Annotated in this window: 14 protein-coding genes; 2 read left to right on the top strand and 12 right to left on the bottom strand. The window is 30.7% G+C overall.

The window, feature by feature from the left end:
- The first annotated feature begins 63 nt into the window (after positions 1–63).
- The gene (locus NSA58_RS02625) at positions 64–1350 is read left to right on the top strand and encodes a conjugated bile salt MFS transporter (RefSeq protein WP_074429649.1); all 1287 of its coding nucleotides are present in this window, start codon (positions 64–66) and stop codon (positions 1348–1350) included.
- Positions 1351–1675: 325 nt separating this feature from the next.
- On the opposite strand, the gene NSA58_RS02630 is transcribed toward NSA58_RS02625, so the two are convergent.
- The 6 genes from NSA58_RS02630 to NSA58_RS02655 all read right to left on the bottom strand — a co-directional run bounded on the left by NSA58_RS02630 (position 1676) and on the right by NSA58_RS02655 (position 7864).
- Positions 1676–1891: a DUF1963 domain-containing protein gene (locus NSA58_RS02630; protein WP_039679827.1), complete on the bottom strand. Its 216-nt coding sequence runs from the start codon at positions 1889–1891 to the stop codon at positions 1676–1678.
- 183 nt (positions 1892–2074) lie between these two features.
- Positions 2075–3466: a GntP family permease gene (locus NSA58_RS02635; RefSeq protein WP_039679826.1), complete on the bottom strand. Its 1392-nt coding sequence runs from the start codon at positions 3464–3466 to the stop codon at positions 2075–2077.
- Between the two features lie 150 nt (positions 3467–3616).
- Positions 3617–4615: a 4-hydroxythreonine-4-phosphate dehydrogenase PdxA gene (gene pdxA / locus NSA58_RS02640; RefSeq protein WP_039679825.1), complete on the bottom strand. Its 999-nt coding sequence runs from the start codon at positions 4613–4615 to the stop codon at positions 3617–3619.
- Between the two features lie 162 nt (positions 4616–4777).
- Positions 4778–6091: a four-carbon acid sugar kinase family protein gene (locus tag NSA58_RS02645; protein ID WP_039679824.1), complete on the bottom strand. Its 1314-nt coding sequence runs from the start codon at positions 6089–6091 to the stop codon at positions 4778–4780.
- 15 nt (positions 6092–6106) lie between these two features.
- Positions 6107–6868 (bottom strand): DeoR/GlpR family DNA-binding transcription regulator, encoded by a 762-nt coding sequence (locus tag NSA58_RS02650; protein ID WP_039679823.1) that lies wholly within the window; start codon positions 6866–6868, stop codon positions 6107–6109.
- A gap of 291 nt (positions 6869–7159) precedes the next feature.
- The gene (locus NSA58_RS02655) at positions 7160–7864 is read right to left on the bottom strand and encodes a fibronectin type III domain-containing protein (protein ID WP_074429648.1); all 705 of its coding nucleotides are present in this window, start codon (positions 7862–7864) and stop codon (positions 7160–7162) included.
- Between the two features lie 256 nt (positions 7865–8120).
- On the opposite strand from NSA58_RS02655, the gene NSA58_RS02660 reads away from it, so the two are divergent.
- Positions 8121–8729, top strand: coding sequence for an MBL fold metallo-hydrolase (locus tag NSA58_RS02660; protein ID WP_052232990.1), 609 nt, complete (start codon positions 8121–8123; stop codon positions 8727–8729).
- A gap of 853 nt (positions 8730–9582) precedes the next feature.
- Here the strand turns inward: NSA58_RS02660 and NSA58_RS02665 are convergent.
- The 6 genes from NSA58_RS02665 to NSA58_RS02690 all read right to left on the bottom strand — a co-directional run bounded on the left by NSA58_RS02665 (position 9583) and on the right by NSA58_RS02690 (position 15331).
- Positions 9583–10362 (bottom strand): ZIP family metal transporter, encoded by a 780-nt coding sequence (locus NSA58_RS02665; protein WP_039679821.1) that lies wholly within the window; start codon positions 10360–10362, stop codon positions 9583–9585.
- Positions 10363–10625: 263 nt separating this feature from the next.
- Positions 10626–10772, bottom strand: coding sequence for an NAD(P)-dependent oxidoreductase (locus tag NSA58_RS02670; RefSeq protein ID WP_330652532.1), 147 nt, complete (start codon positions 10770–10772; stop codon positions 10626–10628).
- 198 nt (positions 10773–10970) lie between these two features.
- Entirely contained in the window at positions 10971–11234 is a 264-nt protein-coding gene (locus NSA58_RS02675; RefSeq protein WP_039679820.1) for a hypothetical protein, read from the bottom strand.
- Positions 11235–11299: 65 nt separating this feature from the next.
- Entirely contained in the window at positions 11300–13534 is a 2235-nt protein-coding gene (gene pflB / locus NSA58_RS02680; RefSeq protein ID WP_074429647.1) for a formate C-acetyltransferase, read from the bottom strand.
- Positions 13535–13761: 227 nt separating this feature from the next.
- Complete coding sequence (locus NSA58_RS02685; protein ID WP_039679818.1) at positions 13762–14406, bottom strand: ABC transporter ATP-binding protein; 645 nt, start codon at positions 14404–14406, stop codon at positions 13762–13764.
- The gene (locus NSA58_RS02690) at positions 14396–15331 is read right to left on the bottom strand and encodes an oligopeptide/dipeptide ABC transporter ATP-binding protein (RefSeq protein WP_074429646.1); all 936 of its coding nucleotides are present in this window, start codon (positions 15329–15331) and stop codon (positions 14396–14398) included. Before NSA58_RS02690 ends, NSA58_RS02685 begins: the two co-directional genes overlap by 11 nt.
- Positions 15332–15334 lie beyond the last annotated feature (3 nt).

A 15334-nucleotide genomic window follows, 5' to 3' on the forward strand; every position in this document is an offset into this window, starting at 1 on the left:
TAATATATTTTTCTATTTAGTGCAAATTATATAAAAGCTACTTAATGAAAAAAGGAGGTTTTTATGATGACTAATTCTATTAATAAAAAGAATTTTTCAACTGCTTGGTTAATAGTAATTGCTTGTGTACTTATCCAAGCCATACCATTTGGTGTAGCTTCCAATATTCAACCACAATTTGTTAGTTATGTTGTGGAAGAATTTGGATTTACCCTTGCAGGTTTTTCCTTAATATTCACAATAGGTACAGTTGCATCTGCTGTTGCATCACCTTTTATAGGTGCTTTATTCAATAAGGTAAACACTAAAGTAATGTATGTTGTCGGATGCATACTTTCTGGTGGAGGATTCTATCTATTCTCCATGTGTAGAGAGTTATGGCAATTTTATCTTGTTTCTGCTTTAGTTCAAATTGGTACATCTGTCATATCTGCAATAGGTGTTCCTCTTTTGATAAACAGCTGGTTTGATGATGTTACAAAAGGTAAAGCTATGGGTATAGCATTTGCTGGTAGTGGTCTTGGTAATATATTTTTACAACAATTAGTTACATCATCACTTGCAGCCAATGGTCCAAGTAGAACCTATATGATGTTTGGTATACTATCATTAATAGTTGGTTTACCTGTTTCCATTTTCTTATTAAGAATGCCTAGAGATGGAAGTGAAATTGTAAGGGGTAAAAATTCAACAGTACCATCAGATACTCCATCTAACAAAATGGGATACTCTTTCAAAGAGGCTACAAAACTTAGCTATTTCTGGGTATTTGGACTAGGGCTATTCTTCTTAGGTATGTATGTATCAGCTTTAGCCGTTCAATTTCCAGCTTATCTAAAGACTAATGTTGGTATGAGTCCAGTTCTAGTTGGAACCGTAGGATCAGTATTTGCCATATTCTGTTTATTAGGAAACTTAATTGGTGGAGCAATATTTGATAAACTAGGTATAACTAAATCACTTTTTGTTGCCTTTGGATTATCAGCATTTGCATGTTTATCTTTAATGTTTGCTAAAGAAATGCCAATGCTTGCATTTGCTTTTGCCATATTAAAAGGTTTATCAGTATTTGCTTATATGATTGGGCCATCTATTTTAACAGGTTCATTCTTCGGTCAAAAAGAATATGGTGCCATACTAGGTGTAATTCAAATATTCTTTGCTGTAGGTTTTGCAGCAGGTTCATCAGTATTTGGAGTATTCGTTGATAAATTTGGATATAGAGTTGCATGGATTTCTGTATTTGCATTTATAATTATATGTTATTTAGCATTAATAGCATCATCTAAAGGTATGGATAAATTGAATAGTCGTAGATATGATGATGATAATATAGACAAAGCTGGTTAAATCATTTCATATAAAAAGAGTTACTTATAATAATATAATTAACTCTTTTTTTATTAATCTCCCTATTTTTTCTAATTTTTCATACATAATAATCACATAAGTTCTCTATAATATGGAATTATAATTTATATGTAGGAGGTGCCTTTTTGAAGAAATTTATTTTCATTTTACTTATATCATCTTTATATTTTTCTTTATGTTCCTTTTCAAAAACTAAAGATTTGGACAATACTACAATAAGTTGGTTTTTTATACCCAACGATAAATCTGAAACTCCTCAGGTTGATGATAAATTAAACTTTAAACTAAGTGATTACAATGACATTTACTCAAAATTTATTTGTGCTAATAATCTTAATTTCTCTCCATTTTTATTTCTAGGAATCTCTTTGTCCATTGGTAGGTAAGGAATTCCTCCAAATTTATTATCATATAATGATACTTCTTCTCTCACTGCTTTAATATGTAAAACTTCTTTTAATGTTTTGCTTTTTATCCTATCTACTATTTCTTTAACTTCTTCAAAACTTGCTGATTTCATTTTTATAACTACTTCTTTTATATCACCTAATATAAGCTTTTTCTTTAATTATAATATAGTTATCTGTTTTTTAAATAGTATAAAGCTGTATTTTTAAATATATATTGACTCACCTCTAGTTTACTACTTTTCTTCTTACTAAAAAAGGCCATCCCACTAAAATAGTAAGATTGACCTTATATATTACATAAATATATTTAATATCATTAACTCTACAAATCCTACAGCCCATACTATCGTACTTGCTATAGAATAACCTCTTAATTGTTCCTTAACCTCAGTAACTCCTAAAGTTCTGTTAACAACCCAGAAATAAGAATCGTTAAAGTGAGAGAATACAAGTGAACCCATACAAGCTGATAATACTGCAAGTTCTGGAGATAATCCAAGAGTAGCCATCATTGGTGCTGTTACAGACGCTGCTGTTGTCATAGCAACTGTACCACTACCTTGTATAAGTCTTACTATTGATGATATTGCAAATGGTATTATTACAGCTGGTAGGGCAGTATTTGCTATAAGTCCTGCTATGTAGTCTCCTGCACCAGAATCTCTTATTATCATTCCTAATGCTCCACCTGCACCAGTAACTAACATAATTACACCTGCAGATTTTATACCTTTTTCCATAGTATTTGTAATTTCTTTTTTGTCTTGGTCTTTACCAAGTCCATATATTGCTATTATCAAACCTAAACCAACAGCTATAACTGGTGCTCCCAAGAAGTTTATTACTTCTATTGCTCCACCTGTTAATCCCATTTGTGTAGTAACTGTTTTCATTAATATTAATATTATTGGTACAAATATTGGCATAAATGACATAACTGCTGATGGTAATACTTCTTCTGTTCCTATTAAAGTTGCTGCAGCTTCATCATAAGCAATTGATCCTAAATCTTCGCTAGTTAAATAGCTTTCACCATCTTCACTTGGTACTTTATATTGTTTTTTCCCTATATACTTAGCATAAAGAAGTCCAACTAATGTCATTGGTATAGCACAAACAATCCCTAATAATAATGTAGTCCCCACGTTTGCTCCATATATTCCTGCAACTCCTACAGGTCCTGGAGTAGGTGGTACTAATGTATGAGTTATAACTAAACCTAGTGCTAGTGATAAACCTAAAGATATAACTGATTTTTTAGTATTTCTTGATATTGATTTTGCAAGTGGTGATAAAATTACAAATCCTGAATCACAGAAAATTGGTATTGATACTAAAAATCCTGTAATAGCTAGAGCTAATTCTTCTCTACCTTTACCTAACTTTTCAACAAATATTTGAGCCATCTTTTTTGCTGCTCCAGATACTTCAAATATTTCACCCATCATTACACCAAATCCTATAATTATACCTATACTTCCAAGCGTATTACCAAATCCAGTTGTTATACTGTTTACTACATCTCCAGCTGGCATTCCACCAACTAATCCTGTTATTGATGCACTTATTATCATTGCTAAGAATGGATGCACCTTAGTTTTTAACATCATAAATATTAATAATGTTATTCCAAGGCCTAGACCTATTAATATTTGTGGTCCTGATACAACTAATTCGTTATTCATTGCGATTCCCCCAAGTTAATAAATTTTAATTTATGATTACTATATAAATAATACTTATCATTTTTTAAACAATGTATCTAAAAATTCGTATCCTCAATTGCTAATAACGTTAATTTAGATACATTGTTTTCAATATGGATAAAGTGAAACTTACTTATTATTAAAGTTTGGAGCATACTCTCCTGCAAGTCTTATTGCTTCTACTAAACTTACTTCGTTGGCTATGTTTTTCCATGCTATATCAAAAGCTGTTCCATGATCAACTGATGTTCTCAAGAACGGCATATTATTAGTTAATGATATAGTTCTGTGGAAGTCTACAGTTTTTGTAGCTATATGTCCTTGGTCATGATATAGAGAAAGTACTGCATCGAATTTTCCTTGTAGCCCAAAGAAGAACACTGAATCTGCACCTATTGGTCCTACTACATCTATTCCTTCTTTTCTTGCTCTTTCTATAGCTGGTTCTATTTCTCTTTCTTCATCACCAAATAGTCCATGCTCTCCACAGTGAGGATTTAGCCCTGCAACTGCCATTTTAGGATTTTCTATTCCAAGCTGTCTTAAAGCTTCTTTTGATCTTACTATAAATTCATACATATTTTCCTCAGTTACTAAATCACAAGCTTTTCTAAGTGATACGTGTCTGCTTAAGAAAAATACTCTTAAATCTCTAACTTGGAACATAGTTAAAGGATTATATGTTTTTGTTAAATCTTCTAGCACTTCTGTATGTCCTATATACGGTACATTTCCCGCTTTAAATGATTCTTTGTTAAGTGGTGTAGTTGCTATAGCTTTAACTTTACTATTCATAGCATAATCTACTGATTTAGCTAAATATTCAAAAGCAGCCTTTCCACACATTCCACTAACTTCACCTGGAACAAACTTGTCCATATCTATATTATCTATATTTACTAAGTTTAATGTTTTATTGTTATATACTCCATCTTTTGGATCTTCTATAACATTTATTGTCATTTCAACTTCACAAACTTCTATAGCTTTTTCTAATATTTCTTTATTTCCAAATACAACTATGTTCGCATAAGTGTTTGTTTCTTCTTTTGCTATTGATTTAACTACTATTTCTGGTCCTATTCCTGCTGGATCTCCTAAAGGTACTCCTATATATGCTTTATTCATAATTCTTCCTCCAAATTTAACTTCTTTCTTTATATTTATTTAAGCAACGGATATATCTGAAGCGGTAGCAAAGATATATCGTTGGCGTCATGAGCGTAGCGAATTTTAAGCAACGTGAATTGCTGAGCTTGCCGAAGCAATTACGTTGGCGCCATATTTTTACTACTTAACGTAATATTGTGTAGATACTTTTGTTGCCAAGTAATCTATACAAAGTGATAATGTTTTCTTATCACCTATAAGGCCACCTTTTGTGATTGCTGGCATATTAGGATATTTTCCTCCTATAAATCTGCCGTAAACAGCCAGCGGTATGATCTCATCTTTTATATCTATACCTTCCACACCTAGTCTTTTCATAACTTCCATAGTTACATCACCACCACTAGTGTATAGTGCTCCTATGGATGAATTTGATAATTCTAGGGCTAGCTCTGTTATCTTTGCTAAACCTTTATTTATTTTAACTGATATGGCTTCTTCATCCATTCCCAGTTTTTCTGATAGCTCACTCAAATTTAAAACTTCATCTTCCCTAGTTGTTGTAGTTATTCCAACAATATTAGATTGGTTAAGTTTTAATTTTCCTTCTATTATATGTAATACTCTTTCAACTTCTTGGTCTATTTGCTCATCATCAATAAGTTTTAATGGATTCACCTTCACAAGAGCTGGTGATTTTGTTGCAACTAAGTTTTCTATTTGACCTATAGTAGTTTTACTAACACTTCCTATGGCAAAAAAAACTTTCTTACCTTGTCCCACATGAGAAGATCCATATTTAGTATTCATCAAACATTTAGTAAATGGTCCAGGATCAACTGGTATAACATTTAATTTTGTTAAAGCAGATGCTTTTGCTATTGTTTCTATTTCATCATTAGTTACTGCATCTATAACAATTATTCTATTTCCTTCATCCACTAATAAGTTAATTTTTCTACTTAAAAATTCTTCTCCTCTTAATACATCACTAATTTGTATATCAGATACTTTAAATTTAGTTTGACTTTGTATAATTTCCTTAACACTTGAATTGGTAACTGGGCATTTTGGGTCTTTTGCCACTAAAGTATTTTGTAGTGGAACTGAATCTACTAATAAAAATCCACCTATAGAAATTCTCCCCGAGTCAGGATAAGATGCCACAACTACAGCAATTGAATTTTTATCTTGGTCTAAGATTGCATCTATTTCTGCTCCTATGTTTCCTCTTAAAGTTGAGTCTATTCTTTTTGTGTATACTGGTTGTAAATGCTTAACTCTTTGTACTTCTTCGCTTACTCTTGCATAAGCTTCTTCTTTAGTAATACCTCTACTATCAGTGCTTATAGCTACTACATCACAACGACTCATATTTTCATCATTTAGAAGAGCTGAATCTATAAATGTGGAACATTTAAAGCCTTCCTTTGCTAATAAAACACTTGTTGCATTTGCGCCTGTAAGATCATCGGCTATTACATATAATTTCATATGTCTCCCCCATCTTTAAACTAATTTAATGTTTACACCTTCATCTTCCATTTTCTTTATCAATTCTTCATCTAACCCTTCATTAGCAATGACTATTTCAAAATTTTTTAAGCTTCTGATTTTAGTAAAACTTCTTTTGTTGAATTTTGAATTGTCAGTTACAAGGACTCTATGCATGGCAGCTTCTATCATGGCTTGTTTCACCTTGGCTTTGTTTGGAACAAAAGTTGATAGTTCTAAGTTTTGATTTATAGCACTTGCCCCCACAAAGCATATATCTGCATTTATATTATTTAAGAAATCTATAGTATAAGTATCTAAACAACTTCCTGTGTTTCTTTGAATTCTTCCACCTGTACAATAAACTTCTAAATTTTCATACTTCATTAAATAGGCAGCAATTAATATATCTGTTGTAATTACTTTTAAATTATTTTTATCAACTAGCTGTTTTGCTATTTCCATGCAAGTTGTACCTGCGTCTAAAATAACTATGGAATTATCATTTACTAGCTTCACTGCTTCTTTTGCAATTCTTACTTTTTCTTCCATATAGCATTTTTCTTTGTCTTCGTAGTCAACTTCTTTTACCATGGAACTATCTATTACAGCTCCCCCAAATACCCTGGTGATTAGACCATCTTTTTCCATCTTATCTAGATCTCTTCTTATGGTCATGGTTGCCACTTCACAAATATCAGCTAATTCATTTACTGTAGCATTTTTATTTTTAACTATATAATCATATATTTTTTTGTGTCTATCTAATTGGAACATTATCATACCTTCTTTTCATGTTTATTTTGAAGTTCATTTATGTTCGTCTATGTTTACATTATTCCATAAACCCTCATTTTTTGCAAGCATTTTTGTTTATTTATGTTCGTTTATTTAATAACAAACAAATTCAAACACATTTGAACATGATTTATTATACCTTAATCACATAAACTTATCAAAATTTCCATAATTATTTGATTTCATTGTTTATTTTCTCACAAAAAAAGCACTATCTATAGATAATGCCTTTTAACATTACTTTTTTTATTTTAATCACTCTTTTATATATTATTTTTCAGTGCAAACATCTAAAATATCCGAATATTCTCCAAAGCATATCTGACCGTTCAATTCTTTAAAAGCTCTTACTTTATAATAATATTTTTTACCCCTTCTCAAATTCTTATCTCTGAAAGAAGTTTTTCCATTATCTGTAAGAGTAGCTATTCTTTCATAATTTCCATTTTCACTAATTGCTCTATACACTTCATATCCAGAAGATCTGTATACAGTTTGCCAATCTAATTCTATAGAAGAGTTAGATACACAATTAGCATTTAGAAATTTTACTACAGCTGGACAAGTTGTAGTATCTAGTATATCAGATGGGCAACCTAAACATGTTTTATCTCCTACTTTTTTAAACGCTCTAATTTTGTAGTAATAATTAGTTCCACAATCCAAATCCTTATCTACATAGCATGTAGTTTTTCCACATACTTCCTCAATTTTTCTATATATCCCATTCTTCATAGTTGATCTGTAAATTCTATATCCAGTAGCACATTTTACACTACTCCACTGTAGTTTTATACATGTGGAAGTTTTTTTTGCTACCTGTACATTTGTGACTTTATCAGGCTTACAGTCTGTAGTAATACTTTGATTTACTTTATTTGTTTGTGCAAATGAGTAAGTTATACTTCCTAAGTTACTTATTATTAGTGTTAAGGTTAAAAATACTACCATGGTATTTCTAAATTTTTTTACCATTAATTTCCCTCCTATTTGTTCTTATGTAATAATCGCTATTATCTTCTATAATTTACCCTCTATTTTAATAAAAAATTCACTTCGCTTGAGCGACGTGTCGGCGAAACATTTTGCCGGCACTTCAGACAACGATCTTACTCAAAATTATACTTTTTTACAAACTTTTAAAATTATCTACTTTTCTGCTATTTTTTTATCAACATAATAAAGCTCACATTTCCGATAATATATATAAATCAGAAAAATAGGAGGCAAAATGAAAGTAAATGACAATATATATATGCTAAAAATTCCAACGAAAATGCATCCGGATAAATTTACTTATCCTGTAGTAATTATGAATAAAGGAAAAATGCTTTTAGTTGACAGTGCATATCCAGGAGAGTTTGAAACTATCAAAACTGCCTTTTATAAGGAAGGACTTGATATAAGATATTTAAGCTATATACTTTTAACACATAAAGGTTTTGACAATTTAGGTTGTACAAAAGATATTGTAAATGCTATACCAGATGTTATAGTTATGGCTCCTTCACTTGATAATAAATTTTTAGTTCATATAAAATTAAATGATAATGATATTACTCCTCATTTTGACAATATCAAAGTGATATCCACACCCGGTCATACACCTAGTCATGTTAGTTTATATATAAAAGACGAAGAGCTTTTAATTGCAGGCAATTTATTAAATATACAACTTAATTTATTGGAACTTACTAATAAAGGGTTAAATTTTGATAATGAAACTTACCTTAATTCTGTAAAAAAGGTCTCACAACTACCTATAAGTAAAGTTATTTCCTATCATGGTGGTATGTTGGAAGGTACAATAAGTGCTGGGATTAAGTCTTTGATTTGTTAATTTAGTTGGCATAAAAAATAGCTTTATTAGTTAATATAAAATTAATAGAGCTATTTTTTAGTACTATTGTAAGAAATAGTAAAATAACTACATTCGCCTTACTACTTGACTATGTTACCTATCTCCAATATCATAAATTTTCTATCTCAACTGTTCTAATGTCCAGTTTGATTTTATTGAATTATTTAATTGAGATGTCGTAATTATATTATCGTCTTCATCTTTATCACCTGTAGCTATGGAATTTATATGGTCTATTGTAGGTACCAGTTACCAATAAGCCATGTAGGTCTCGTCCATTTTCCCGTTTCTATGATATGGAAATTCTTTTGGAAAGTATGTGGAGAAAACTTTTAGAATACCTGACTTTAATAATTTGTCTTCACTATACCTATCAATAAATCTATGTCTTATAAAGATTCTTAGTTTTTGTCTATCACTATAACTTCTTTTTTCTATTTTTTATATTCAAATTTGTACTGATTATTTATGATTTCTAAAGCTTTTTCTTTGTTGTTGTTTAAAAGTAGTTTTGAGGCCTTTTTTATTATTTCTATTTTTTCGTTTTTAGTCATCTTTTGTTTACACATCCTTTACTATTATATTATATGCTAAATCGTCAACTCAAGTTCAACACTTTATGTTTATGCTACAGCAAAGGCCTCCACAAGTGTTTTGTAACCAATACACTTACGAGGTCTTTAATTAAATTACTAGGAATATTTCTAAATGTATTGAAACAGTGAGAGTTAAATTCCTTGTAAGTAAAAAAGAACTGCCTCTTTATACAATTAAAACGTATATTGAGACAGTCCATTATATATATTAACTAATATGTTTTTTATACAAAATTTTATCCAAGTGACACATCTAAAATCATCATTATTACAAAACCTAGCGCAAATCCAATTGTTCCTATATTAGAGTGTTCTCCTGCAGATGATTCTGGAATCAATTCTTCTACTACGACATAAATCATAGCACCAGCAGCAAAAGATAAAAGATATGGCATTAATGGTTCAATAGTTGATGAAAATAGAATTGTCAATAATGCAGCAATAGGTTCCACTACTCCAGACAATGCTCCATATAAAAATGATTTTGATTTGCTAAAGCCTTCACTTCTAAGTGGCATTGAAATTATAGCACCTTCTGGAAAGTTTTGAATTGCAATCCCTATAGAAAGTGCGAAAGCTCCAGCTATTGTTATAACGCTATCTTGCCCCATAATCCCTGCAAAAACTACTCCAACTGCCATTCCTTCTGGTATATTATGAAGAACAACTGCCAATACAAGCATTGTTGTTTTTTTTATTTTTTCACTTTTTAATCCTTCTTGTTTGTCATTATTAGAATGTATATGAGGTATTATAATATCTAATAAAAGCATAAATACTATGCCTATAGAAATTCCTAAAGCTGCTGGTATAAATGATAATTTTCCCATATTGCTACTCATATTAAGAGATGGAATAATTAAAGACCATACTGATGCGGCTATCATTACACCAGATGCGAACCCCAGTAAACCTTTATTAACTAATTCATTAATTTCTTTTTTCATTATGAAAACACAAGCAGCTCCCAGTATTGTTCCAAAAAAAGGTATTAAAACTCCAATCAATATATTCATGTTTCTTAACTCCCCCTGACTTATCATAAACTAAGTGTAGTATTCTTTAATAACTAGATAAGCATATTTACATATTCTGTATTAAAATCTACAATATTAAACAATTTTTCATTACTTAAAAATCTTTATAAGTTCTCTAAGCTAATATCAAATATTTGTTCATATGTTTCTTCTAAATTGTACCATCCAGAGATATAAGGTGTTATAACAACATTTTTTCAAATTCTAAAGTCTATGATTACTAAGTAGTTGTTTTGGATTGACTACGTCAAGTCCCCCCCAGATAGAGGCTCACTTTCTATTGTATCACATAAAGCCTCTGTATCTACAGATGTTCCTCTTCCCACATTTAACAATATACTTCCTTTTTTCATTTTTCTTATTCTATTTGCATCAAATAGTATTTGAATATCTTTTGTTTACACCTCCTTTACTATTACATTATATGAAAAAATGAAAGCATTTCATATGAATTCTTGTTCTAATCTATTTTTGGGATTTGTTTTGACTTTTAGAGATTTATGTATAAATAAAATAATAACCTAAATTTTAATCTCTTATTTTCATACTATTAAGATTTATTAAACTTTTGGTGGATATTCCTTTACCTATAGTTGAAAAGACATTATGTTTCTCATCATTCCACTATCTTCACTTGGGACCTCATCTATGTTTTCTTTTACCAGTGAATTTATCATATCTTTTGATTTAGGTCCTTGTACTACATACATATGATATTTAGATGTAATATCACTATACTCTATATTTACATCACCTTTATGCTTATTCATCCATGAGATTAGATATGGCGCAAACAAAGTAGATACATAAGGATCTTTTGAAAGTGTGTATTCTCCAATGGGAAAATACACACTTTTTACAATACTACCTAGTCATGGCTGTCATCATTTCTGTTACTTATCTATTTTATATTCAATTACATCTTTTCATGGAATGTTCTATTAATTACATCCATTTGTTGTTCTTTAGTTAACTTAATAAAGTTTACAGCATATCCAGATACTCTAATTGTAAGTTGTGGATACTGCTCTGGATGTTCCATTGCATGAAGTAGAGTTTCTCTAACAAGTACATTTACGTTTAAGTGATGAGCATCTTGTGAGAAATACCCATCCATCAAACTACTTAAATTTCTTATTCTTTCTTCTTCTGTTTTTCCTAAAGCATTTGGTATGATAGAAAATGTATTTGATATTCCATCTATTGAGTGATTATATGGAAGTTTGGCAACAGTTGCTAGTGATGCCAGTGAACCACTCTTATCTCTACCATGCATTGGATTAGCTCCTGGTGCAAATGGTTCTCCTGCTTTTCTACCATCTGGAGTTGCACCAGTTTTCTTACCATAAACCACATTTGAAGTTATAGTAAGAACAGATTGAGTATGGATAGCATTTCTGTAAGTTTTATTCCTTCTTATTTTATTCATCATGCTTTCTACTAAATAAACTGCTATACTATCTACTCTATCATCGTTATTACCATAAGTAGGGAAGTCACCTTCCACTTCAAAATCAACAGCTATACCTTGCTCATTTCTTATCGGTTTAACTTTTGCATATTTAATAGCCGATAAACTATCTGCACAAACAGAAAGTCCAGCTATACCACACGCCATTGTTCTAGCTATATCTCTATCATGTAAAGCCATTTGTAAACGTTCATAGCAATATTTATCATGCATATAGTGTATTACATTTAATGTATTTACATAAAGTTTTGCTAACCAATCTGTATAATGTTCAAACTTTTCTAAAACTTCATCGTAATCTAAGTATTCGCCTTCTATTTTTCCAAATTTAGGTGCTACCTGTGTTCCCAGTTTTTCATCTACACCATCATTTATAGCATAAAGCAGTGTTTTGGCTAAGTTTACTCTAGCGCCAAAGAACTGCATTTGTTTACCAACACCCATAGCTGATACACAGCAAGCTATGGCGTAGTCATCTCCGTAGTAGTTTGTCATCATGTCGTCATTTTCATATTGAACTGAACTTGTATCTATAGAAACTTTTGAACAGAAATCTTTGAATCCTTGTGGTAATCTAGTGGACCATAAAACTGTTAAGTTTGGTTCTGGAGATGGCCCCAGTGTATAAAGTGTATTTAACATTCTAAAAGAGTTTTTAGTTACAAGTGTTCTTCCATCAAGACCCATACCGCCTATACTTTCTGTTACCCATGTTGGATCCCCTGAGAATAATTCATTGTAATCTGGTGTTCTAAGAAATTTAACAAGTCTTAATTTCATAACAAAGTGATCTATCATCTCTTGTGCCTCTTCTTCTGTTATTAATCCTGATTTTAAATCTCTTTCAATATAAATATCTAAGAAAGTAGAAGTTTTACCAAGAGACATAGCTGCACCATTTTGGTCTTTTATTGCTCCTAAAAATCCAAAATATACCCATTGAATAGCTTCTTTTGCATTCATTGCTGGCACAGAAATATCAAATCCATAAATTTCAGCCATCTCTTTTAATTGTTCCAATGCTCTTATTTGTTCAGATAGTTCTTCTCTTAATCTTATCACATCTTCTGACATTTCTTCATCGTCTAATTCATCTTTTTCAACTATTTTATTTTCAATTAGTCTATCCACACCATATAGAGCAACTCTTCTATAATCTCCTATTATTCTTCCTCTACCATAAGCATCTGGAAGACCTGTAATAATACCTGCTTTTCTTGCCAGTCTCATGTCTTTTGTATAAGCATCAAAAACACCTTGGTTATGAGTTTTTCTGTATTTAGAAAATATTTCTATTATCTCTTCATCCAACTCATATCCATATGCTTTACAAGATGATTCCACCATTCTTATACCACCAAAAGGCATTACTGCTCTTTTAAATGGCTCATCTGTTTGAAAACCTACTATAGTTTCTAAATCTTTGTTTAAATATCCTGCTTTATAAGCATTTATTCCAGATACAGTATGAGTATCCACATCTAATACTCCACCATTTTCTCTTTCTTTTTCATTTAATTCCATTACTTGTGACCATAATTTTTTAGTATTTTCTGTGGCTCCAGCTAGGAATTTATCATCACCTTCATATGGAGTGTAATTACTTTGTATAAAATCCCTAACATCTATTTTATCCTGCCAAATTCCATCTTTAAAGTCTCTCCAAGCATTTACTTCCATTTTTAGCGTATCCTTTCGTCATTGTATTATAAAGACAATATTTATCTAAGTATTATTTTCTCTAATAATATATATCCCCAAATTTTTATATTATTATTTGCAGTTGAAAATTATAATGTCTTCACAAAACATATAAATTATAATTTTGTAATATTAAAAAAGAGTGCTCCACTATTTTTAGTGAAACACCCTTATATATTCTTTCATAAATAAAAATTTACTTTTATTTATACTATATTCTCATTAACTTCCATAAGCTTATCTACTTCCCTATTGTTCTCTAAGTTAATAACCCTATCACAAACTCGAGCTACAAGATCCTTATCATGACTAATAACAATAAGCCCAATTCCATTATCCTTACAGTACTTAATCACCACCTGCCAAATTTGAGCCTGAGTTATGGCATCTAGCATTGTGGTCATCTCATCTGCAATCAGAAATTTCGTCTGTGGACTAAGTGCTCTAAGAACACAAAACCTTTGCAGCTCTCCACCAGAAAGTTCACTTGGCCATCTTTTTAGCCATTCTTTTTTAATTCCCATGGCTTCTATCATTTCATCACTTACTTCATAAGCTTCATTTAAAATTTTTATCATCTTCCATTTTGGATTTACTGATTTTTCTGGATGTTGAAAAATTAATTGCACTGGGTTAAATCCTGACTTCTCACTTTCACACCCTTCCAAAGAAACTCTTCCTTTATCAGGTTTTATATATCCTGCCAGGATTTTAGCAAAAGTAGTTTTTCCAAATCCGCTAGGTGCAACTATTCCAACGATTTCACTACTATCCACAGATAAATTTATATCTTTTAATATATATTTATCTCCTCTATATTTAAAGTTAATATTTTCAGCCTTAAGTAGCATATAAACATCTCACCTTTCCATCTCTTATTTCTTTCATTTCAGGTTTTATGTTTTCACAATCAGGTGTTCTTTTTTCACATCTATCATAAAATAAACATCCCACAGGTAGTTCACTAGCCAGCGGTTGACTTCCTTTTATTGGTTGGAATTTATTATTAGGTAGTGCATTAAATAGTGCTTTTGTATATGGATGTCTTAAATTTTCTCCACCATTTTTAAAGTCTTCTGCTTTTGCAATTTCCAAAGTAGTACCCCCATAGAATATTGCCACCCTGTCTGCAATTTTTAGTGCTGCAGATATATCATGAGTAATTATAAGCAATGCACATCCACTGTCAGCTAAATCTCTAAAATCTTTCAATGCTTCGTTCAAAGACTTTTCATCAAGACCTGGTGTTGGTTCGTCTGCTATTATTACTTCGCAATCAGAAACTAACGCACTAGAAAGTAGCACCTTTCTTGCCATTCCACCTGATAGCTGGAAAGGATAATATTTTTCCACTTTTTCTTCTAAATTATATTTGCTAAAAACATTTCTAAGTATGCTATTACTTTTCTTTTTATCTTTTATAGAAATTTTAACTTGTTTTCCAACCTCCATTAATGGATCTAAGTAGTTAACTGATTGAGGAATAAACACAATTTCCTTTCCTCTAAGTTTTTCTTTTCTTTTTTCATCTAATGGCTCATTCTTGTAAGTTATATCTCCCTTTGTAACCGCATTGCTAGGTAGTATTCCAAGTAAGGAGTGAGCAAGCAAACTTTTACCTGAGCCACTAGATCCCACAACTGCCAATATTTCACCTTTGTATAAATCAATATCTAAATTATTTATAGCTTTTGAATCTATTCTTTTTAATCCTTTTGTGTACTGACTAAAACATATCTCCAAATTTCTAACACTTAAAATTGGTTCCTTATTCATGAC

The organism is Terrisporobacter muris (genome assembly GCF_024621905.1).
In the GTDB taxonomy this organism is placed as follows: domain Bacteria; phylum Bacillota; class Clostridia; order Peptostreptococcales; family Peptostreptococcaceae; genus Terrisporobacter; species Terrisporobacter muris.